This is a genomic window from Devosia elaeis, from assembly GCF_001650025.1.
GTDB classification, from domain to species: Bacteria; Pseudomonadota; Alphaproteobacteria; order Rhizobiales; family Devosiaceae; genus Devosia; species Devosia elaeis.
Window position 1 is genome coordinate 103812 of the sequence record NZ_LVVY01000086.1, and the last position, 20575, is coordinate 124386.

Genomic DNA, 20575 nt, shown 5'->3' on the forward strand with positions numbered 1-20575 from the left:
TGGACCGCCCGGACAAGCCGGGCGGTGACGATGGAAAGGCATTCAGCACCGGCCAAGCCGCCTCAGAACTCCGGATCGTAGTTGAAATAGATGGGATTAGACAGCGCCACCATGTTGAGGCTCAGCGCCATGGAATTGGGCACTTCGGGATAGGGCGCCTGGGGGCCTTCGATCTCGACGCGATAATAGGTGCGGGCATCGGCAGGAGGCGTGTCGGTGAAGCGCAAGGAGCGACTGGCCCCGTCGGTGATGAATTCGCCGAAGGGCTCACGGTTCTTGATGACGCGCACATTATAGGCAGCGCCGGGAATGCCGCCGCCGACCAAGCGCACCTCGAAATTGACCGGGCCGCCGGAGGGCCGGGCATTGTCGCCCATCATCATGTCCATCATTCCGTCGCCATCGCGATCGGCATAGAATTCGACGCGCGGATTATAGGGATTGGCGCTGATCGAGGCCCTGCCCTGTTTGAGCGCGGTGAGGATCGCGGCCTTGTCGCGCGATGTGGCGAAAATCCAGGTGGTGGGGGTGCCGACATAATTGCCGCTGCCCTCCAGGGTCTGCGGCACGATCAGCGCCGGATCGTCGGGAACGCCGTGATGCGCATCGCTGCCGCCGCGGGCGCCGATCATGCGGCCGGAGAGCAATTGATCGTCCCAGATGCGCACGCTGACGGCATTTTTCGGCCAGGTGGCCTGGTTCCAGATCTCCACCGAATCCGCCAGATCGAACGAGAAGCCGTAATGGTTCTTGTGATTGGGATGATTGGCCGACCAGTGAATGCCCATGTCCTGCTTGAGCTTGAGGAGGTCCCAGTCGCGCGCATTGCGGGCGTCGAAAATCCGTTGGTGATCGTAGGGCTCGGGCGAGAGGATATTGACGTGGCCGCGCGGCGCGGTGAGCTCGGCGCCGTAAAAGAGCAGGAGCTTGTCGGAACGGTAATCGGGATCGGCCCAGGTGTGCCGGGCCACCGCGCCGCCGACATGCACGTCGTGATCGGTGATGACGAGATAGTCGAAGCCCAGCCGCTCGGCGAAGGCGATGATCCGCGATTGCGGATTATTGGTGCTGTCGGTCGAGTGACGGCAATGGATATGCCAATCGCCCTTGAGCCAGGTGCCGAGCTGGAAACCGGCGGGCGGCGGGAGGGTGTCGGGGATGGGCGGGATCATGAGCGGCCTCGCTTGAAGACATGTCCCTTCTCGCCCGAAGGCAGAAGGTGGCGCGGAGCGCCGGATAAGGGGGGCGGCCTGGCGGCTTTACCGAGGGACCTGCGCCCCTCTCCCCTGAGGGGCGAGGGGGCGATGGAGCCGGGACGCTGGGTGACAGACGATTTCATCCCAGGGCCAGGGTCTTGATTTCGAAGGGCTTGAAGTGAAGCTCGAGCTCGGCGGCATTGTCGGCGAGCAGGCCGGTTTCGGCTTCGTGCAGGTCGGTCTGGGCGATGCGGGCGGCCTGCGGCAGGGTGAGCTTCACCGTGCCGGCGCGGTTCTGGTTTTCCCAGAGGCGAAGGATGATGCGCCTGCCGTCTTCGCTCTGCTTGATCGTTTCGATGGTGACCTGGTCCGAGGAGAGGCTGGCAATGGCAGTGGGCGCGGTGGCGGCGTTCCCCTCGATGAGGCGCAGGGGCTGGTTGAAGATCGTCGCCGCGTTGTGGACCGCCTGCAGGTCGCCGGCATGGAGCAGCAGGGCATAGCGGAAACGGTGTTCGCCCTGGTCGGCCTCGGGCCAGGGGAAGGTGGGGGATTTCACCAGGGTCAGGCGCAAGGTGCTGCCCTTGGCGTCATAGCCATATTTGCAATCGTTGAGCGCGGCGACGCCAAAACCGGCCTCGCTGAGATCGACCCAGCGATGCATGGAGGTTTCGAAACGGGCTCTGTCCCAGCTGGTATTGGCGTGGGTGGGGCGCGTGAGATGCCCGAACTGGGTTTCGGCGCGGCTCACATCGGTGCGGATATCGAGCGGGAAGCCGGTCTTGAGCAGGGTCTGGTGCTCGTGCCAATCGACGAAAGTGTCGAATTCGAGCTGCGCGGCGCCTTCGGCCAGCGAGATGACCTGGACGATGCGCGAGCTTTCATAGGTCCATTCGAAGCGGATGGCGGCGCGGTAGGGGCCGGTTTCGACCACCTCGGCGGAGACGAGATGATCGACGGGCCAGGAGACGTCCTCGAAATAATCGTCGATGTCCCAGGCGTCGAAATCGATGGGAATATCCTGATGCGCGACCAGTTCATTGCCGATGGCGCCGGGTTTGAGCGCCTGGCGATTGCGCGCCTTGTCGAACAGCGAGACGAGCTGGCCCCTGGCATTGAATTCGGCGCGCAGCAGGTGGTTTTCGAGCAGGGTTTCGGAAACGCTGAGGCGGCTCTCCGGCAGGACGGCGGAGGCGCCGAGACGGACGGCCTGCACGGCAAGGCCGCCGAGATCGTCCAGCGGCACGGCGCGGGTCTGGGTGCCATCGGCGGCGACGAGGCTCTGCGCGGCCAAGGCCGTGCCGTCGATGGTGATGCCCGCTGTGCCGGCGGGCAGATGCAGCAGGTCGGAACGGGTGATGCTGGTGGCATTGAGGACGGCATGGCCGGCGGCGACAGCGGCGGACAGCTCGGCGCGCAGTGTTTCGGCCGCGGCGACGAAGGCGGCATAGTCGCGGTCGCTGTCTTCATAGACGAAGCCGATGGAAGTGCCGGGCAGGATGTCGTGGAACTGGTTGAGCAGCACGGTCTTCCAGAGGCGCTCCAATTGCGCCTTGGGATAGGCGAGGCCGGATTGCGCTGCCATGACGGCCAGGACTTCGAGCTCATGCAGGACGCGCTCGGCGAGGCGATTGTTGCGCTTGTTCTTGCCCACCGAGGTCAGCGTGCCGCGATGATATTCGAGATAGAGTTCGCCCACCCAGGCAGGGAAGGCCTCCGGCTCCTCGCGCATGCGGGTGACCAGCCGGTCGAAATAGGGGCCCATGGGCTCGTGGCGGATTTTGGGGCAACCGGGAATGCCGCGTTCCATGCGGCGGACATTCTCCAGCATGCCGCGCGTCGGCCCGCCGCCGCCATCGCCATGGCCATAGACGAGGAAGAGTTCGTCATGGAGGCCCTGCTGACTGAAGCGCTTCCAGGTGCCCATCACATGGCTGGGCACCAGGTCCGGGCAATAGGTGGTGTTGATCCCGTCATATTCGTATTTCTGGGTGGTGAGGAAATAGGCCGGCACGCGCGTGCCATCGAGACCCTGCCAGAAGAAGATCTCGTGCGGCATGCGGTTGGTGTCGTTCCAGCTCATCTTGTGGGTGATGAACACATCGAGCCCGGACTGGGCCATGAGCTGCGGCAGCGCGGCCGTGTAACCAAAGGTGTCGGGCAACCAGACGATCTTCGGCGTCACGCCGAACTTGTCAGAATGATATTTCGTGCCCTTGACGATGTGGCGGACAAGGCTTTCGCCGGAGGCGATGACCACGTCCGGCTCGAGCCAGAGCGCGCCTTCGATTTCGAAGCGGCCGGTCTTCACTTCGGCGGAAATGCGCGCGAACAGCTCGGGATAATCCTCTTCGAGATAATCGAGCAGAACGCCCTGATTATACATGAAGCGGTAATCGTCATATGCATCCATCAGCGCCAGAGCATTGGCCATGGAGCGGGCCATTTTCTGCCGTGTCTCGCGCACCCGCCACAGCCAGGCGACGTCGATATGGGTGTGGCCGGTGGCGACGATTTCCGGCATGGCATCGGCGTCGGCTTCCGCATAAAGCGCATCGGCGCGCTGGCGGGCGGCTTCGAGGCTTTGGGCGAAGCGTTCGGGATGGCCGGGGCGGAAATCGATGAGGTCGATGGCCGCATCGATATGGCGGAGCAGACGGGCGCGGCGCGCATCGTCAGGCTTGAGCAGCCGGGCCACGTCGAGCGGGACCTTGAGATCGTAATAGACGGTTTCAGCGAGCCGGTCATGGGCGACCAGTTCGACGGCGAAACCGAGCTGGCGGCGGTCCTCGATGGTGCCGGCCTCGATCAAGAGGTCAAAGCGCTGCCCGGCGACGGCCTGGCGGGTCAGCGGAAATTCGCGGTGATTGCCGTCGCCACCCTGGGCGACGCGGCCATCGACGCGCACCAGCAATTGCGGATCGCTGCGGCCCATGACCGAACCGAATTGCGCGTGAATGCGGCAGAAGACGGCCTGGCCCGAAAGGCTCTCGGGAATGGTGACCGAGCCGCCGAACCAATAGTAACCATCCGGTTCACCCCAGACCAGATCGCGGGTGACGGGCACCCATCCCGCCCGGTCCTCGCCCGGCACGACATGGCGTTCGCCATCGGCCGCCGGCCGATAGAACAGCGATGCAAAAACTTCACTGGAAACGAAGATACGTTCGCGCAAGACCGAAAGCAGGCGGTCCAACTTGGCAATGCGGGGCATGAAATTTTTCTTATGACGGGAGGGTTCGACAGGTCAAAGCCGAGTCTAGCATTCCGTCCCGGCGCGGCCAAGACGGCAGCAGCCAAACTTTTCACCAATCATTGAAATACGCATCATGACCTGCGCGGCCGACCCCGCGGTCCAGATCCGCTAAAACTTGGGGTCGCGGTCGAGGACCGGCTTTTGCAGGCCGGCATTGTGCGCCACCTCGTGTTCGGACAGGGCATCGGGCACCGGCACATCGCCATAGGGGTCGCGGCGGCGTTCGCGTGCGAGATAGCGCGCGGCCAGATAATCGGCTTCCTCGGGCGTCGCGGCGATGAGCGCCGCCGCCCGGGCGGCGGGAATGCCGAACGTATCGACGAGAAAAGCCAGGTCTTCATCCTTGTGCCGCATGAGGTCCTTCCTGCTGCTGCCGCCATCGAACCAATGCGCGAGAGGGGGCGAGGTTGCGGCGGGGCCATAGGGGCGCGAACCGCTGATCCATGGTGCTTATCCTGCGTTATTCAGCGCAGCCCACCATCCCCCGGTCCATTGCTCCGGCACAGCTTCCATCGGAGAAAACCATGTCCAAGACCCAGGAAATCTACGTCGCCGGCCTGCGCAACGCCCATGCCATGGAAAACCAGGCCCTGGCGATCATGCGCCCGCAAGTGAGCCGGATCGAGCACTATCCCGAGATGGCCGAGCGGCTCGACCAGCATATCGCCGAGACCGAGGGGCAATTGCAGCGGCTGGACCGCCTGCTCGACCTGGCCCAGAGCAGCAATTCGGGCCTCAAGGACACGGCGCTCAGCCTGGGGGGCACCATGGCGGCCTTGGGCCACAGCATGGCGCCCGACGAGATCGTCAAGAACAGCTTCGCCAATTTCGCCTTCGAGCACTACGAAATCGCCGCCTAGAAATCGCTCCTGGCGCTGGCCGAGGAAGTGGCGGACGAGGAGGCTATCGACCTGCTGCAACAGAACCTCGACGAGGAAATCGCCATGTCGGACTGGCTGGACAGCAATATCGAACCGCTGACCCTGCGCTTCGCCACGCTCAGCGAAAGCGGCGGCACCGAAGCGAAGAAATAGGGCCAAAGCCATGCCCGCCGATCCCGACAAGCGCTCGGCCACCGACCGCGCGATCACCGAACGGGCCCAGGGGAAAGCCGACCGGCTTCTCCTGGGCACCTCCTCCCATGGAACCATGCTGCGGCTGGCTGGCCTGGTGCTGGCCTTCATCCTTGTCGGCGGCACCATCATGTACCTGCTCAATCCGCTGAATTGAGGCTGAACAGCGCCGTCCAGCCGCCCAATGTATCGCTGCCGGCGCTGCCCTCGAGCCAGAGATGGCCCTCCTCCCAGATCGTGACATTGTCCACCGGCTCGGGACCAAGATTGGCCAGGAGCTTGAGCACCGAGCCGTCGCCCAACACCCATTGGACGCTAACCACCTTGTCGCCGAGAATATCGTAGCGCCCCGCATAGCCCGCCATGCCGGCAAGGCGCGGGATGATCGCTTCCTTGCGCAGGGCGATGAGCTTTCGATAATGGTCGAGCATGGCGGCATGAGTGGCGGAGCCGGGTTCGGACCAGTCGAGCTTGGAGCGGCGGAAGCTGTCTTCGCTCATCGGATCGGGCAGGTTGTCCCGTTGCGCATCGGGATAGTTCTTCAGTTCTTCCCGGCGGCTGTCGCGGATCGTCTCGGCCAGATCCTCCCCGATATCGGAAAAGAACAGGAACGGCGTTTCGGCGGCCCATTCCTCGCCCATGAACAGCAGCGGAATTTGCGGGGAAAGCAGCAGGATCGTGCTCCACATCCGCAGCGCCTCCTGTGGCAATTGCGCCGAAATGCGGTCGCCCCAGGGGCGATTGCCCACCTGGTCGTGGTTCTGCATGAAGGCGACGAAGGCCGTGGCGGGCAGGAAGGCGCTGGGCTCGCCCTTGTGCTTTTGTTCATGGGCCATGTATTCGCCCTGCCAGCCCGCGCCTTCCGCCAGCGCCCGGCCGACGAGATCGGTCCGGCCGAGGAAGTCCATGTAATAGGCGCCCGGATCGCCCGTCATCGCAGCATGAATGGCATGGTGGATATCGTCGCTCCACTGCGCGTCATAGAGCCAGGGCGCCCCCGTTTCGCGGCGCTTGAGCCAATTGACCTGGTTGAGCGAATTTTCCTGCACGAGATGCACCTGGCGGCCATCGGTGGCGGCGCGGGCCTGTTCGGCCAGTTCGAGCAGGAGATGGCGCGGGCCATCGTCGTAAATCTCGTGCGCCGCATCGAGCCGCAACCCATCGAGGTGATATTCGGTGAGCCAGTAACGGGCATTGGCGAAGATCAACTCGCGGATCATGGCGGCATCGTCGCCATCGAAATTCAGCGCCTCGCCCCAGGGCGTCTGCACATTGCTCTTGGTCAGCGGCGTATAGGCGCCCAGGTGATTCCCCTTGGGGCCGAAATGGTTGTAGATCACGTCCAGAAGGACGCTGATCCCCCTTTCATGGGCGGCATTGACGAAGGCTTTCATGTCTTCGGGCCGGCCATAGCTGGCATCGGGCGCGAAAAGGCTGGCGCCGTCATAGCCCCAGTTCCAGCGCCCGTTGAAATCGCCCACCGGCATGATCTCGATGGTGTTGACGCCCAGCGCGACCAGATGATCGAGCTTGCCGATGGCGGCGCGGAACGTGCCTTCGGGCGTGAAGGCGCCGATATGGATTTCGTAGAGGATACTCTCTTCCCAGGGGCGGCCGGTCCAGCCGCGATCGGTCCAGGCGAAGGCGAGCGGATCGATGATCTCGCTGGGGCCCATCACGTCCTCGGGGAGAAAGCGGGAGGCCGGATCGGGCACGTGCTCGCCATTCGCCAGCTCGAACGTGTAGAACATGCCGGGCCGGGCTTCGGGGACGCTTGCCTCGAACCAGCCGCGCCGCCTGGCCGGCATGGATATGGTGCGGCCCAGATCGTGGATATGCAGCCCGATATGCTGCTGGCCGGGCGCCCAGAGGCGGAAGCGCACCCCTTCGGGCAGGATCTGGGTCCCGAACTTCATGGAATATTCGCGGCGGATCGTCGATTGGGGATTTGCTGACATCTTGTTTCGCTGGCTGGACGGCCCCGGTCGGACCGCACCGCTCAATCCGCATCGCCTCGTTCGGTTGCACCCACCAGCGTGGGTCACACCATCCGGACATGCATCCTTTTGCCGGCCCCCCGCGTTTGGCGATGGAGTGGGAAACACAAATGGACCTCAAGGATAAACGTATCCTGGTCGTCGAGGACGACCAGGCCTCCGGTACTGCGATCTGTCAGGCCCTCCGCCTGCAGGGATGTGTGGCGATAGGCCCGGCGCCCACGATTTTCTATGCCAGCCAATTGCTCGGCCGGCGTCCTGTCGATGCAGCCATTCTCGATACGCGGCTCTACGGCCAGGACGTCTTCGAGCTCGCCGATCTGCTGGCCCGGCGCGGCATACCCATCCTGTTCCTGGCCGAGGCCGGCGCCGGGACCCTGCCCGAGGGCCACCGGGACCGGCCATGCCTGGCCAAGCCCTGCCCGGAACAGGAGGTGGTGCGCGCCGTGGCGGGTCTGTTCCTGGCCGAGGCCCGGGACGCCCAGGCGGCATCGGACCATTTCCCGCGCGATGGCCAGGCGGGCAGACATGAACGGCTCATCCGCACCATCTGTGCGGTGCTGCGCCGGGGCGACGGCCGGCCGCTTGCCGCCCGAAGCCCGCCGCTGGACCGCACGAATTGACGCCAAAGCCGCTCCTCTCGATGCCCCGAGCAACAAATCGTGCCGCGGCAGGCCCTTAACCTATGTGAATTCCGAAAGCCGAGGAGACGGATAGGCTCCGCGGGTTCATTTGAGAATCGCGGTATCCGTTGAAAAACAACGCAGTATCCGGAACGCCAGCAAGCGCTTCCCCTATCCATGCAAGTCTTCCTGAGCCGCAGCACTGCCGGCTTTTGCAGATGGCCCAATGATGATGGAGAGCACATTTTCAAATTCGGGAAAGACCTGGCTGCGCCGGCTGGCCGCCGTGGTGTCCCTCAGCAGCGGTGCGCAGGCCGCCATCCTGTCGAGCCTGACCCAGACCAGGCATTTTCGCGCGCGCGAGCATATCATGCGCGATGGCACCCGCGACGGATCGGTGCAGGTTCTCCTGCGCGGCTTCGCCTATCGCCACCGCTACCGGCCCGACGGCACACGGCAGATCACCGCTTTCCTCGTGCCCGGCGATATCTGCGATTTCGGCTTCCTCTCCCACAGCGCCGTCTCCCAGAACGTCATCGCGCTGCCGGCGAGCAGCGTCGGCCAGCTCGACCTGTCGCAGCTGGCGGGCATGGTGGAAAAGCATCCCGAGATCATGACCGGTATCCTGCGCTGCGCTGCCATCGAGCAGAGCACGATGCAGGAATTGCTGGTCAGCGTCGGCGGCCGCACCGCCTTGCATCGGGTCGCCCATATGCTGTGCGAAATGCATTACCGGCTGAGCAAGGTCGACCTGGTCGATGCCGAGGGCAGCTTCGGCTTTCCCCTGACGCAATCGGAACTGGGCGACGCGCTGGGCCTGTCGACCGTGCATATCAACCGCAAGATCCAGGTGCTGCGCCGGGAGGGCCTGGCCATCTGGCGCGACAAGACCATTACCCTGCCCGACCCGCAGGCGCTGCGGGCCCTGTGCTCATTCGATCCCACCTATCTGCGGGCGGGCGTCCCGGCGCACTGAAGGCGGGATCAGCCCTGCCCTTCGCTCTCCACATTGCGCGGCTTGGGCGGGGCCTTGCCGTCATGGGCGGCATCGTTGCTGTCCTGATGACGCGGCCCGGGCTCGGCACCGCCGGGACGGCGCTGCTGGCGGTAATGCTCCTCGTTGTCGGGATGCGGATCACGGGGTTGGTCGGGCATGGCTTGCTCCTGTGGTCAATTGCGGCAGGACCGTTTCGCCGAAGGCCTGGATGAAGGCGTGCTGGTCGCGGGCGACGCAATGGAGGTAGATCGCCTCCACGTCGAGCCGCATGAGTTCGGCGATCGCGGCGGCATGGCGATGCAGATCGGCGGACATGACGACGGCATCCTTCAATGAATCGGCGCTGACGATGGGGCGCAGCGCATCGAATTGCTGCGGGCTGCGCAATTGCCAGGCGGCGTCTCCGCCAATGGCGCCGGTAAACCACTGGTCCAGCGCTTCCCGCTCCGCCACCTCCTGCGTTGCCGCCCAGCTCAGGCAATGCTGAAGCTGCACCGGCTTGCCGGCGCCGCCATTGTCCCGGAAAGCGGCGATGGTGGCCGCGATCCTGTCGATGGGGCCGGTCGTGGTCAGCAGCCCATCCGCCCAGGCGGCGACCTCAGCCGCGCTTTCGGGCGTAACCGCCGCGGCAAAGAGCGGGACCGGTTGCGCCGGACGGGTATAGAGCCTGGCCTCCACCACCTCCACCCGGCCCCGATGGGTGACGGTTTCGCCGGCCAACAGTGCCCGGATGATCGCGGCGCATTCGGCCAGGCGCGCATTGCGTTCCGGCTTGTCCGGCCAGGCCTGGCCGGTAATGCCTTCATTGATGGCTTCGCCGCTGCCGAGCGCGATGCAGAAGCGGCCGGGAAACATTTCGCCCAATGTGGCCACGGCCTGCGCCAGAATTGCCGGATGATAGCGATAGCCCGGCGCCGAGACCACGCCGAAGGGCAGGCTGGTAGTCTGCATGGCGGCGCCGAGCCACGGCCAGCTCTGGCCCGATTGGCCCTGCGCGGCGCTCCAGGGATGGAAATGATCCGAGCAATTGGCCAGGGCGAAGCCGGCCCGCTCGGCGGCGACGACGCAATCCAGCAGGTGGCCGGGCGGAAATTGCTCATGCGCCGCGTGATAGCCCAGAAGGGTCATGCCGCCAGATCCTCCCAATGATGAAGCACGTCCTCGGCGCGGCACATGGTGAGCTGCTGACCGAAGCGGTTGCGATAGACGGTGAGGATGGCGTCGTGCGTTTCGTCGGCCGAGCCGAACAGGGCATCCTCAGCCAAGACGACGCGATAGCCCAGATCGATGGCGCCCAGCATGGTGGCGAGCACGCAGATATCGGTCTCTCCGCCGCTGATCAGCAGGGTACGGGCGCCGCGCGCCTGCAGGGCGCGGTGCAGATGTCCGCCATGCCAGGGAGAATAGGTGTGCTTGTCGAACTGCACCGCCGGCGGCATATGGCGGCGCAGCTCCGGCACGATGTCGAGAAGCTCGGGATGCAGCCGCTCCAGCGTCATATTGGGCCAGCGCTGGTAATAGCGCTGCCAGCCGCCCGCTGCCGCCTCGGGCCGGAGCGCCGGCACGAAACGGGTGAAGATGGTGGAGGCGGCATATTTCTCGCTCAGCGCCGCGATGGCCGGCAGGACGCGCGACATCCAGGGCGCGGCCCATTCGGTATCGGTGGCGAACATGGTTTGCATATCCACGCAGAGATGAGCGCCATGCTTCATGAATGTCCCCGACCTGTGTGGACGAATTCCGGGCCCGATCCGCTCTTGCAGCGTCATCAATCGGGAATCGGGCCCGGAATTCGCACCTCCAACCGGTTTTTCCTGCCGAAGTTGCGCGATCGTCATTTCGATAACCCAGGATAAGGAGGTCAGACCGCCAGCCGCACGATGAGTATGGCGACGATGGCGAGCCCGGCTATGGCCGCGCCATAGAGCCACAGGCCGTCCCAGCGGCCCCGGTTTTCGACCGGGATATCCCTTCGCTCGGCGTAATAGCGGCTGGCCGCGCCGCCGGCCTCGGCATCGGTTTCGAGAGGCGCCGCAGCCGGATCGGGGAAGGCGACCTTGTCCCCGGTCCGGCCTGCATCAATGTCGGCGCGCAATTGTTCCCCATTGATCTGCTTGCTCATGATGATGCTCCTCTAGGCAATGCCCTTGCCGCCGGTGACGCCGAAGACTTCGCCGGTGATGTAGCTGCCCTCCTGGGAGGCCAGCAGCACATAGATCGGCGCCAGCTCTACCGGCTGGCCCGGCCGGCCGAAGGCGCTGTTCTGGCCGAACGTCTCGACCTTTTCGGGGAATTGTCCGCCGCTGGGTTGCAGCACGGTCCAGAAGGGTCCGGGCGCCACCGCGTTGACGCGGATGCCCTTTTCGATGAGCTGCTCGGCCAGCGCCTTGGTATAGGCGACGATGCCGGCCTTGGTGGTGGCGTAGTCGAGCAGGTGCGCAGAGGGTTCATAGGCCTGGATCGAGGCGGTGTTGATGACCGAGGCGCCCGGCGGCAGATGCGGCACCGCCGCCTGGCTCAGCCAATGCAGCGCATAGAGATTGGTCTTCATGGTCTTGTCGAAGTCGGCGCTGCTGACCGCATCCACCGATTCCCGGGCCTGCTGGCGCGCGGCATTGACGACGAGGATATCGAGGCCGCCCAATTGGGCCACGGCCTCTTCCACGATGCGCTTGCAAGTGGCCTCGTCCGACACGTCGCCCGGCAGGGCCACCGCCTTGGTGCCGGCCCGCTCGATATAGCCGATCACCTCGTTGGCGTCGTCGATTTCGGAGGGCAGGAAACCGATGGCCACATCGGCGCCCTCGCGGGCAAAGGCGATGGCGGCCGCCCGGCCGATGCCGGAATCGCCGCCGGTGATCAGCGCCTTGCGGCCCATGAGGCGGCCGAAGCCGGCATAGCTTTCCTCGCCGTGGTCGGGCGGCGGCTCCATCTTGCCGACAATGCCGGGCGGGGATTGCGGCTGGCGCGGAAAGGGGGGCGCCGGATATTGATGGCGCGGGTCCTGCATGGTGAAACGGTCTGGCATATCGGCCTCCTTGAGATGGAAGGCCAATGCCTATGGGACGCAAAGTGTTCCGACCGGATCGCTCACGCTTGCGCCGCGCCGGAGCGCGGCGCCTTAAAGCCGCATGCCCGACGCGTCAAAGATATGGGCAGCCTCGGGGCGGAGGCCGAGCGCGATGGTCGAGCCTATCGCAAAGGCCCCCTGCCCCGGCAAGGCGGCGGTGATCTCGACGCCATCGGACAGGGCGATGCGGATGATGGTTTCATTGCCCAGCCGCTCGACGAGCTGCACCTGGCCGCGGAAGGGACCATTGCTTTCCACCTGGAGATCGTGCGGGCGAATGCCGAGGGTGACGCCGTCGCCATTGGCCGCCGCGATGCCGCCCGGCAGGACGACGGGCGCGGCCAGGGCGTCCGAGGCGAGAGTCAGGCCACTGTCATCAACGGCCGCGACCCTGGCGGAGACCAAGTTCATCTTCGGTGCGCCGATAAAGCCGGCGACAAAGAGATTGGCCGGCCGGTTATAGAGGTCGAGCGGGCTGCCCACCTGCTGGACGATGCCGGCATCGAGCACCACGATCTTGTCGGCCAGGGTCATGGCTTCCACCTGGTCATGGGTAACATAGATCATGGTGGCATCGAGATCGCGGTGCAGCCGCGCCAGCTCCATGCGCATGTCGCCGCGCAGCGCTGCGTCGAGATTGGAGAGCGGTTCATCGAACAGGAAGACGTCCGGCTGGCGCACGATGGCCCTGCCGATAGCGACGCGCTGGCGCTGGCCGCCGGAAAGCTGGGCCGGGCGGCGGTCGAGCAGATGCTCCATCTGCAACACCTTGGCGGCCTCGCGGATTTTCCGGTCGCGGATATCCCTGGGCGTGCCGGCCAGCTTCAACCCGAAGCCGACATTGTCGTAGACGCTCATATGCGGATAGAGCGCATAGGACTGGAACACCATGGCGACGCCCCGGTCGCGCGGCTCGACATCGTTGACCACGCGGTCGCCGATGCCGATCTGGCCATCACTGATGTCCTCGAGCCCGGCGATCATGCGCAGCAGGGTGGACTTGCCGCAGCCCGAGGGGCCGACAAAGACCACGAATTCGCCATGGGCGATATCGAGATCGACACCCTTGATGACGGGCACTTCGCCGTAATTCTTGCGGACGGAACGCAGGGTCAATCCTGCCATGATCGAAACTCCTTGCTAGCCCTTCACCGCGCCCTGCATCAGGGCGGCGACGAATTGGCGCTGGAACATGAGGAAAAGCACGATGGTGGGCGCCAGGATCAGCAGCGCCCCCGCGCAGAGCAACGGAATGTCGGTGCCCCATTGGCCCTGGAAGGCGCCGAGCGCGCCGGCCATGGTGCGCTGCATGGGGTCCTGCACCAGGACCACCGGAAGCAGGAACTGGTTCCAGGTCCAGAGGAACAGCAGGATGGTGAGGCTCATGATGGCCGGGCGCGCCAGCGGCACCTGCACCAGCCAGAATTCCTTCCAGCGCGTGGCGCCATCGAGCTGGGCCGCCTCGGTGAGGTCATGCGGCACGTTGAGGAAATGGGCGCGCATCCAATAGACGCCGAAGGGCATGTAGAGCCCGATCAGCGGCAGAATGATCGCAAAGCGCGTATTGAGCAGGCCCAGTGCCCGCACTTCATAATAGAGCGGCGTGATCACCGCCTCAAACGGCAGGGTCAGGCCGAAGACGAAGGCGAGATAGAGCCATTTGTATTTGTTGGTGGTGAGCTTGGCCAGGCCATAGCCGGCCATGGTGGCGATCAGCACCGAAATGGGCACCACGCCGAGCACGATCAGCGTGCTGGAGAGCAGGAGCTGGTCCATCTTCGAGACCTCGAAGGCGCGGACGAAATTGCCCCATTGCGGATCGGCCGGCCATTGCAAGCCATTGGGATAGGTGCCCTGCGGCGCGAGCGCGGCGGAGAACATGGCGATGAAGGGCAGAAGCGTGACGATCATCAGAAGGATGATCAGGCCGCGCGCCACCAGCGTGTTGGAGAGGGCGGTCTTCATTTCTTTTCCCGGGCGAACCACTGGATCGGCGCGATGGAGATCAGCACCAGCACCATGAGGACGATGGCGAGCGCCGAGGCCAGGCCGACCTGGCGATGGGCGAAGGCGAGGCGATAAATCTCGAGCCCCGGCACCGTGGTGGTGATGCCCGGTCCGCCAAGGGTGGAGATGTAGACGATATCGAAACTGGCCAGGGCCGAGATGACGGTGAGCGTCACGCAGACGGCGATCTCCTGGCGCAGGCCCGGCAGGGTAATGTAGCGGAATTCATGCCAGGGACGGGCGCCGTCGAGCCGGGCAGCTTCGTAAAGGCTGGGATCGATCTTGGTGATGCCGGTGACCAGCAGCATGGTGCAGAGGCCGAGCAGCACCCAGGCCCCGATAATACCGACGGCGGGCAAGGCCCAGACGAAATCACCCAGCCAGCCGCGGGCCCAATCGGACATGCCGATGGCGCGCAGGCCCTGATTGACCACGCCGGTCGAGGCAAACATCCAGCTCCAGGCGATGCCGGCGGCCACCAGCGGAATGACCTGAGGCAGGAAGAGGATGGTGCGGGTGGCGGTGCCGAAGGGGCCGGCCATGTGGCCGCGAATGACCGAGGCCACGGCGAGCCCCAGCAACACGGGAATGATGGTGAAATAGCCCACGAGCTGGAAGGCGTTACCGATGATCTGCAACAGCTTGGGATCGGTCAGCACGGTGAGATAATTGGTGAGCCCATGGAAACGGGCCTCGCCGATGCCGTCCCAGCGGAGGAAGGAATAGTAGAAGCTCATCGCCAGGGGCACGAGCACGAAGGCGGCATAGGCGATGGCGGCGGGGGCGATGAAGAGCCAGGCCGTCAATCGGGCCTTGCGGCTCCCCCTTGCCGGGGGGAGCCGTTTTTGTGGCCGCTGCGCGGCTGAAGTCGAGGTCATGTTTTTCACCATCACTCAGATGACAGGCGCGCAGCGGAGCGAGAGCCTCACCGGCTGAGCTGGGTCTCGTATTCGCGCTGCACCGCTTCGAGCAAGCCCCCAGCGTTCTGCTGGCCGCCGACCATTTTCTGCAATTCCGGCGTCCAGCCCGCGGCGAAGATGGCGCCGGTGGCATTGGCGATGAAGTCCATGGCGCCATTGTCCTGCGCCAGGGTCGCGCCGGCCGCCAGCGACTGCTCGGTCACCGAGCCGGGCTCGACAGCGGGCATGGGCAGATCGGTCGGGCCGCCGGGATTGGACCCGCCGACTTCAACGTTGATCTTGCGGGCTTCTTCGTTGCGGGCGACCCAATCGAGGAAGAAGGCAGCGCATTCGGGATTGGCGGCATTGGCGCTGATGCCGAAGGTGAGCGGGGAAGACATGGAGGCATGGCGGCCGCCCTCTTCCAGGCTCGGCATGATGAAGAAGCCGAACTTGTCCTTGGCATTGGTATCGAGATTGCCCGATTCCCAATCGCCGTTGAACATGAACAGGCCTTCACCGCCCATGAAGCGGCTCATCATCTGGAAATATTCGATGGCATTGGCGTCGGAGGGGAAATAGCCCGCCTTGATCCAGCCTTCGAGATGTTCGGCGGCCTTGAGATTGTCCGCGGTATTGATGGTGGCGCCGTCCTTCTGGAAAATCCAGTCGTTGATCGGCTCGGGTGCGCCATAGGCGCCCATCAGATTCTGGAGCGGGAAGGCGAAGCCGCCGGTGCCCTTATTCCACTGCATGACCGGCAGGATGCCGGCTTCCTTGGCCTTGGCCATCAGCGCATCGAGCTCGGCCACGCTTTTGGGCGCTTCGGTCATGCCGATCTGGGCGGCCAGTTCCTTGTTATAGAACACGCCGGTCATCGAGTAATTGATGCCCATGCCATAGAGCGAACCGGTGCCGCGCGGGCGGCCGCCTTCTTCGACGCGCAGCTGCACGAGCTGGCCGGCCGGGAACTGGTCCCAGCCAAGGGCGTCGAAATCGGCGTCGAGATTGCGCAGCAGGTTATTGGCCACCAGGTCGGTGATGGAGGGGACGCGGATCAGGTCCGGCGCATTGGGCTCGGACAGGATGCGCGGGGAATTCTCCATCATATTGGCGAACTGGTCTTCCTTGATGTCGAAGGTGACATTGGGGAATTGCCGGGTGAATTCCTCGGCCAGGCGCGTGGGCAGCGGGAAGCCGGTTTCGAAATAGGAATTGAGCACGACCGGGTCGGTGCCGCAGCTGGGGGCTGCAAGGGCGGTGCCGGCGGTTGCCGCGACCGAAAGGGTAAGAGCGGCGATACGAAGTGCGTGGCGGGACTGATTTCTCAAGACGACCTCCTCCAGGGCGAAAAGCAGCGGATATTTCCGCCTGCTAAATGGATTTAGCGCATGAGCAAAAGGCGCTGTCAATATGGCCTTTCTGCCCATGAGCGGCGACTTAGACGATCGAGCGCAGGGCCGAGATGATCCCGGTCGCGCGCTCATCTTCCGGCCCCATCATCCAATTGGTGACGAAGCCGAAACCGATCTGGCGCGCGGGATCGGCGAAGCCGACCTGACCGCCTGCGCCGTCATGTCCGAAACAGCCATCGGCCAGATAGCGCCGGGCCTCGGAATCGAGCTGGAAGCCATAGCCCCAGCGGGAATAGGGCGGATCGCCGCCAAAGACCGCGACACCCTGGCTCTGCGTCCGCGTTGCCTCGGCGATGACCGGAGTATCGAGCAGCCTGACGCCGCGTGTCGGCGTCACCGCGGCCGACCAGATGGTCGCCAGCGCCTCGGCACTGGCAATGCCGCCGGCACCAGGAATTTCGGCGGCGCGGATGCGCTGCTTGTTGAAGCCGCCTTGCTCGCTGACCAGATCGACCGGCAGGGCATTGCCAAGCGTCATGGCCTTGTATGGCCAGTTCGGCCCGGGCTTTCCTGCTTCAGCGGCCCAGAGATCGATCAGGGGCTGACTGACCTGGATATGAGCGGGCTTGTCGGCGAGCGCATCGGGCAGGCCGATCCAGGCATCGACGCCCAGCGGCGCGGTGATCAGCTCGCGGAAATAGGCGCCGACCGACATGCCGGTGACCCGACGGATGATTTCGCCGGCGAGCCAGCCATGGGTCAGCGCGTGATATTGATAGCCCGTGCCGAGCGGCCAGAGCGGTTCCTGCGCGGCCAGGATCGCGGTGACCCGATCCCAATCGACGATATCGTCTTCGCTGAGATCGGTGCGCGGGGCCGACAGGCCGGCCTGATGCGCCAGCGCCTGCCCCACAGTCACCCCGTCCTTGCCGGCGGCGGCGAATTCGGGCCAATAGCGGCTGACCGGCGCGTCATAATCGAGCCGGCCTTCCTGCACGAGGCGCGCGGCGAGAATGGAGACCAGCCCCTTGGTGCAGGAGAAGATCGTGGTCGGCGTGTCCTTGACCCAGGCTCGGCCATTGCGCGCATCGGCGACACCGCCCCAGAGATCGGCGACACATTCGCCGCCAACCAGGACATGCAGGCTCGCCCCCATGGCCGGACGTCTCTTGAAAGCGCGCTCGAACGCGATGGCCAGCGGCTCGAAACCGGGTTTTACCGATCCATTGATGGTCATGGCCGCACCTTTACCGAAAGATAGCCGTCGGCATCGACGCGCAATGGGATGGGATCGCAAATGCCGCCCATGAACTGGCCGTCGATGGTGGAATTGTCGAAAGCCAGAAGGCAGGCCCGGCCCTGCCGGTCGGTGACGACGCGGCCGGCATAGAGCCTTTCATCGACGAGAAGCCGGGCTTGGGAAAAGTCGACCTGCCCGGGCATTGCCCCGACCGGCAGGCTCCAGATGCCACCCACCTGCCCTGCCCGCAACCCGCACAGCTTTGGCGTATCGCAGCAGAAAACCATGTGGTTCTGGCCATCGACTTCGACGAGCTGGAACACTTCGAGATGGGCAAAGCCCGAGCCCGCCGCGCTGAGCGCGGGCTGCACCGTCCAGACATCGAGATCGGGCGAGGTGGCATGGCCCATGACGCCGCGATCGGGCTCGGCGCCGTGCTTGCCGCGAGCGGTGATCAGCATGTGCCAGAGGCCGTCGGCCTCATCGCGGAAAACCCAGGGATCGCGCCAGGCTTCTTCGGGCCAACTCGACGTGCCCAGAATTTCGTAAAGCGCCGGATCGGCCGCGCAGACCGGGCCGTTGGCCTTGGTCCAGGTGAACAGATCGGGCGAGGTGGCGAGGCCAATGGTTTCGACATTGGCGGCGCTGTCGGGCGCGAGGAAGCGCGAGCCGGTATAGAACATCCGCCACAGGCCGGCATCGTCGCGAATGACGCTGCCGGTCCAGGTGGCGCTGCCATCGAACGTGCCCGGCGCGCCGGCATCGAAGGCGAGGCCATGATCGGTCCAGTCGCCGAGATCGGTGGAGGTGGCATGGCCGATCCGGGCATTGCGATGCCGCAGATCGGGATTGCCCAGCGATTTGGGCGCATGCAGATAGAACAGGTGGAAGCGCTCGCCGTCATCGGCGAGCCAGAAATCCCAAACCCAGTGATCGGGACGCTTGAAAGCCATTTCCCACCCCTGCTAAAACCATTTAGCACATGCAATGCGGCAGGGCTGTTGTCAAGCCGGACTTGCATCTCTATCCAATCGAAGGGGCATGGCGGTGCAGCGCATGCCAGAGGGGGCACGATCGCTTGGCAAAGAAACGCGTTACCTTGGCCGATGTCGCGCGCCTGGCGGGCCTCTCGACCGCCGCCGCCTCCATGATCCTGACCGGCAGGCCCGATACCCGCCTTTCCGCCGATGCCCATGCCAAGGTGCATGCGGCCGCCGCCAGCCTGGGCTATCGCCCCAATGTGGCGGCGCGGGCGCTGCGGACGGACAAGTCGCGCTCCATCGCCTTCATCTCCGACTATGTCGCCACCACCCGCTTCGCCAGCGGGCTCATTCGCGGGGCGCTGGCCGGCGCGGAAGCCGCCAAGCATGTCATGCTGGTGCTGGAAACCGGGGGCGAGCCGGCGCGCGAAATCCAGGCGGTCGAGGCGGCCCTGGACCGCCAGGTGGACGGGCTGATCTTCGCTGCCATGCGCGCCCGCGAAGTCTTCGTGCCCGATATCGCCATCACCATTCCGACGGTCATGCTCAACGGCACGAGCGCGCGCTTTCCCGTCTCCGTCCTGCCCGACGAATATAGAGGCGGCCGCATGGCCGTCGAATTGCTGGTACGGGCCGGGATCGGCGAGGGGATCGTGCTGCTGGGGCACAATGCCAATGAGGAAGCCGGGCTCTTCCGCTCGGAAGCCATTTCCCGCCGCTTTGCCGGCATCCGCGACGCCATGGCCGAAGCGGGGCTGGATTTCGCCGCGGAACTGAGTTCCTGGGACTGGGAGCCGGGCTATGGCTATGACCTGACCCGCCAATTGCTGGCCCGGCAGAAGCCCCGCGCCCTGCTCTGCCTCAACGACCGGCTGGCCTTTGGCGCCTATCAGGCCTTGGCCGAGGCCGGATTGCGCATTCCCCAGGATGTCGGCCTCGTCTCCTTCGACAATGACGAGATCGCATCCTATCTGCGGCCCGGCCTGACCACGATCGGCCTGCCGCACGAAGCCATGGGGCGCAAGGCCATCGAATTGCTGCTGGCGCCGTCGCCCAGGCCGGCCCTGGTGGACATGCCCGTGCTGATCCGGGGCTCGCTGCCCGGCGCGGCGCGCTGAACGGCCTTCAGGCCAGCGCGCCGGCGGCTTCGGAATCGCAGAAAATGGTGACCCGGCCGTGGCTCTGCAGGGCCGAAGCCGGGCAATCGGGGCTGGCCTCCTGCCGGAAGGCCCGGTCCAGCGCCTCCGCCTTGGCGGCGCCGATGGCGACGAGGACGATCTCCCGGGCCTCGAGAATGGTGCCGATGCCCATGGTCACCGCCGTGGGCGGCACCACTTCCCCAGCAGGAAAATCGCCTTTATTGGCCTCCCGCGTCGAGGGCGCCAGATCGACCTGGCGGGTGCGGCTATCGAAGGGCGAGCCGGGTTCGTTGAACCCGATATGGCCATTGCGGCCGATGCCGAGCATTTGCAGGTCGATACCGCCCTCGGATCCGATCGCGGCTTCGTAGGCCTGGCAGGCTGCTTCGATATCGCCCTCGACGCCCGGCAGGGCGCCCTTTCCGGCCGGCAGATCGACATGGTCGAACAGGTGCGCCTGCATATAGGCCCGGAACGAGGCGGGATGGCCGGCAGGCAGGCCGACATATTCATCGAGATTGAAGCTGGCCGCCCGGACGAAGGAAAAACCGCCGGCCCGGTAGCGCGCCACCAGGCGCGCATAGATGGGCACGAAAGTATTGCCGGTGGCCAGGCCAAGACGGGTGGCCGGCTGAGCGGTCAGGCGCTCGGCGAGATAGGCTGCCACGGCATCAGCGATTGCGGCAGGAGATGGGAAGACACGAAAATCTGGCTTGTTCATACCGATAGCAATGGCGCGGACGCCT

General features: G+C 65.0%; 20 protein-coding genes and 1 pseudogene. 5 read left to right on the forward strand and 16 right to left on the reverse strand.

Going from position 1 to position 20575, the window contains the following annotated elements; translation table 11 throughout:
* Positions 1 to 62: 62 nt before the first annotated feature.
* The 3 genes from A3840_RS10690 to A3840_RS10700 form a co-directional block, all read right to left on the reverse strand.
* Entirely contained in the window at positions 63 to 1172 is a 1110-nt protein-coding gene (locus A3840_RS10690) for a CehA/McbA family metallohydrolase (protein WP_067456069.1), read from the reverse strand.
* A 163-nt stretch (positions 1173 to 1335) separates the two neighbouring features.
* Positions 1336 to 4407 carry an alpha-mannosidase gene (locus A3840_RS10695; protein WP_067456072.1) on the reverse strand — a complete coding sequence of 1024 codons (3072 nt, stop codon included), beginning with the start codon at positions 4405 to 4407 and terminating at the stop codon, positions 1336 to 1338.
* Positions 4408 to 4557: 150 nt separating this feature from the next.
* Complete coding sequence (locus A3840_RS10700; RefSeq protein ID WP_067456075.1) at positions 4558 to 4803, reverse strand: hypothetical protein; 246 nt, start codon at positions 4801 to 4803, stop codon at positions 4558 to 4560.
* Between the two features lie 170 nt (positions 4804 to 4973).
* On the opposite strand from A3840_RS10700, the pseudogene A3840_RS10705 reads away from it, so the two are divergent.
* Positions 4974 to 5483, forward strand: a pseudogene (locus A3840_RS10705) (DUF892 family protein).
* A gap of 10 nt (positions 5484 to 5493) precedes the next feature.
* On the forward strand, positions 5494 to 5679 hold the full coding sequence (locus tag A3840_RS10710; RefSeq protein ID WP_067456078.1) for a hypothetical protein: 186 nt from the start codon (positions 5494 to 5496) through the stop codon (positions 5677 to 5679).
* On the opposite strand, the gene treZ is transcribed toward A3840_RS10710, so the two are convergent.
* Positions 5663 to 7480 (reverse strand): malto-oligosyltrehalose trehalohydrolase, encoded by a 1818-nt coding sequence (treZ, locus tag A3840_RS10715; protein WP_205633365.1) that lies wholly within the window; start codon positions 7478 to 7480, stop codon positions 5663 to 5665. The genes A3840_RS10710 and treZ overlap by 17 nt on opposite strands.
* A 149-nt stretch (positions 7481 to 7629) precedes the next feature.
* Here treZ and A3840_RS10720 point away from each other — a divergent pair, with 149 nt between their 5' ends.
* A complete protein-coding gene (locus tag A3840_RS10720) occupies positions 7630 to 8142 on the forward strand; it encodes a response regulator (protein ID WP_067456084.1) in 513 nt (170 codons plus the stop codon).
* A 226-nt stretch (positions 8143 to 8368) separates the two neighbouring features.
* A complete protein-coding gene (locus A3840_RS10725) occupies positions 8369 to 9118 on the forward strand; it encodes a Crp/Fnr family transcriptional regulator (protein WP_067456087.1) in 750 nt (249 codons plus the stop codon).
* Positions 9119 to 9126: 8 nt separating this feature from the next.
* On the opposite strand, the gene A3840_RS19705 is transcribed toward A3840_RS10725, so the two are convergent.
* The 11 genes from A3840_RS19705 to A3840_RS10775 form a co-directional block, all read right to left on the reverse strand.
* A complete protein-coding gene (locus A3840_RS19705; RefSeq protein ID WP_165603167.1) occupies positions 9127 to 9297 on the reverse strand; it encodes a hypothetical protein in 171 nt (56 codons plus the stop codon).
* Complete coding sequence (locus tag A3840_RS10730) at positions 9278 to 10267, reverse strand: TIGR03885 family FMN-dependent LLM class oxidoreductase (RefSeq protein WP_067456091.1); 990 nt, start codon at positions 10265 to 10267, stop codon at positions 9278 to 9280. Before A3840_RS10730 ends, A3840_RS19705 begins: the two co-directional genes overlap by 20 nt.
* A complete protein-coding gene (locus A3840_RS10735; RefSeq protein WP_425388847.1) occupies positions 10264 to 10908 on the reverse strand; it encodes a cysteine hydrolase family protein in 645 nt (214 codons plus the stop codon). Before A3840_RS10735 ends, A3840_RS10730 begins: the two co-directional genes overlap by 4 nt.
* A gap of 92 nt (positions 10909 to 11000) precedes the next feature.
* Positions 11001 to 11261 (reverse strand): hypothetical protein, encoded by a 261-nt coding sequence (locus A3840_RS10740; RefSeq protein WP_067456098.1) that lies wholly within the window; start codon positions 11259 to 11261, stop codon positions 11001 to 11003.
* 12 nt (positions 11262 to 11273) lie between these two features.
* A complete protein-coding gene (locus tag A3840_RS10745; RefSeq protein ID WP_067456382.1) occupies positions 11274 to 12167 on the reverse strand; it encodes an SDR family oxidoreductase in 894 nt (297 codons plus the stop codon).
* Positions 12168 to 12260: 93 nt separating this feature from the next.
* The gene (locus A3840_RS10750) at positions 12261 to 13334 is read right to left on the reverse strand and encodes an ABC transporter ATP-binding protein (RefSeq protein WP_067456101.1); all 1074 of its coding nucleotides are present in this window, start codon (positions 13332 to 13334) and stop codon (positions 12261 to 12263) included.
* A gap of 15 nt (positions 13335 to 13349) precedes the next feature.
* Positions 13350 to 14174 (reverse strand): carbohydrate ABC transporter permease, encoded by an 825-nt coding sequence (locus A3840_RS10755; protein ID WP_067456105.1) that lies wholly within the window; start codon positions 14172 to 14174, stop codon positions 13350 to 13352.
* Complete coding sequence (locus A3840_RS10760) at positions 14171 to 15022, reverse strand: carbohydrate ABC transporter permease (protein ID WP_067456108.1); 852 nt, start codon at positions 15020 to 15022, stop codon at positions 14171 to 14173. Before A3840_RS10760 ends, A3840_RS10755 begins: the two co-directional genes overlap by 4 nt.
* 119 nt (positions 15023 to 15141) lie before the next feature.
* On the reverse strand, positions 15142 to 16446 hold the full coding sequence (locus A3840_RS10765) for an ABC transporter substrate-binding protein (RefSeq protein WP_205633366.1): 1305 nt from the start codon (positions 16444 to 16446) through the stop codon (positions 15142 to 15144).
* Between the two features lie 109 nt (positions 16447 to 16555).
* Positions 16556 to 17707 carry a serine hydrolase domain-containing protein gene (locus A3840_RS10770; RefSeq protein ID WP_067456111.1) on the reverse strand — a complete coding sequence of 384 codons (1152 nt, stop codon included), beginning with the start codon at positions 17705 to 17707 and terminating at the stop codon, positions 16556 to 16558.
* Complete coding sequence (locus A3840_RS10775) at positions 17704 to 18663, reverse strand: glycoside hydrolase family protein (protein WP_067456114.1); 960 nt, start codon at positions 18661 to 18663, stop codon at positions 17704 to 17706. The genes A3840_RS10770 and A3840_RS10775 overlap by 4 nt, the downstream gene beginning before the upstream one ends.
* Before the next feature lie 125 nt (positions 18664 to 18788).
* Here A3840_RS10775 and A3840_RS10780 point away from each other — a divergent pair, with 125 nt between their 5' ends.
* Positions 18789 to 19808 (forward strand): LacI family DNA-binding transcriptional regulator, encoded by a 1020-nt coding sequence (locus tag A3840_RS10780; protein ID WP_067456117.1) that lies wholly within the window; start codon positions 18789 to 18791, stop codon positions 19806 to 19808.
* A gap of 7 nt (positions 19809 to 19815) precedes the next feature.
* On the opposite strand, the gene A3840_RS10785 is transcribed toward A3840_RS10780, so the two are convergent.
* Positions 19816 to 20550, reverse strand: coding sequence for a glucosamine-6-phosphate deaminase (locus A3840_RS10785; RefSeq protein WP_067456120.1), 735 nt, complete (start codon positions 20548 to 20550; stop codon positions 19816 to 19818).
* Positions 20551 to 20575 lie beyond the last annotated feature (25 nt).

Excerpts from the sequence above, each read along its gene's own strand:
- A3840_RS19705 (WP_165603167.1), bottom strand. The coding sequence starts at position 9,297 with ATGCCCGACCAACCCCGTGATCCGCATCCCGACAACGAGGAGCATTAC.
- A3840_RS10730 (WP_067456091.1), bottom strand. The coding sequence starts at position 10,267 with ATGACCCTTCTGGGCTATCACGCGGCGCATGAGCAATTTCCGCCCGGC.
- A3840_RS10690 (WP_067456069.1), bottom strand. The coding sequence starts at position 1,172 with ATGATCCCGCCCATCCCCGACACCCTCCCGCCGCCCGCCGGTTTCCAG.
- A3840_RS10695 (WP_067456072.1), bottom strand. The coding sequence starts at position 4,407 with ATGCCCCGCATTGCCAAGTTGGACCGCCTGCTTTCGGTCTTGCGCGAA.
- A3840_RS10740 (WP_067456098.1), bottom strand. The coding sequence starts at position 11,261 with ATGAGCAAGCAGATCAATGGGGAACAATTGCGCGCCGACATTGATGCA.
- A3840_RS10720 (WP_067456084.1), top strand. The coding sequence starts at position 7,630 with ATGGACCTCAAGGATAAACGTATCCTGGTCGTCGAGGACGACCAGGCC.
- A3840_RS10745 (WP_067456382.1), bottom strand. The coding sequence starts at position 12,167 with ATGCCAGACCGTTTCACCATGCAGGACCCGCGCCATCAATATCCGGCG.
- treZ (WP_205633365.1), bottom strand. The coding sequence starts at position 7,480 with ATGTCAGCAAATCCCCAATCGACGATCCGCCGCGAATATTCCATGAAG.
- A3840_RS10735 (WP_425388847.1), bottom strand. The coding sequence starts at position 10,908 with ATGACGCTGCAAGAGCGGATCGGGCCCGGAATTCGTCCACACAGGTCG.
- A3840_RS10755 (WP_067456105.1), bottom strand. The coding sequence starts at position 14,174 with ATGAAGACCGCCCTCTCCAACACGCTGGTGGCGCGCGGCCTGATCATC.
- A3840_RS10750 (WP_067456101.1), bottom strand. The coding sequence starts at position 13,334 with ATGGCAGGATTGACCCTGCGTTCCGTCCGCAAGAATTACGGCGAAGTG.
- A3840_RS10725 (WP_067456087.1), top strand. The coding sequence starts at position 8,369 with ATGATGATGGAGAGCACATTTTCAAATTCGGGAAAGACCTGGCTGCGC.
- A3840_RS10785 (WP_067456120.1), bottom strand. The coding sequence starts at position 20,550 with ATGAACAAGCCAGATTTTCGTGTCTTCCCATCTCCTGCCGCAATCGCT.
- A3840_RS10710 (WP_067456078.1), top strand. The coding sequence starts at position 5,494 with ATGCCCGCCGATCCCGACAAGCGCTCGGCCACCGACCGCGCGATCACC.
- A3840_RS10770 (WP_067456111.1), bottom strand. The coding sequence starts at position 17,707 with ATGACCATCAATGGATCGGTAAAACCCGGTTTCGAGCCGCTGGCCATC.
- A3840_RS10775 (WP_067456114.1), bottom strand. The coding sequence starts at position 18,663 with ATGGCTTTCAAGCGTCCCGATCACTGGGTTTGGGATTTCTGGCTCGCC.
- A3840_RS10700 (WP_067456075.1), bottom strand. The coding sequence starts at position 4,803 with ATGCGGCACAAGGATGAAGACCTGGCTTTTCTCGTCGATACGTTCGGC.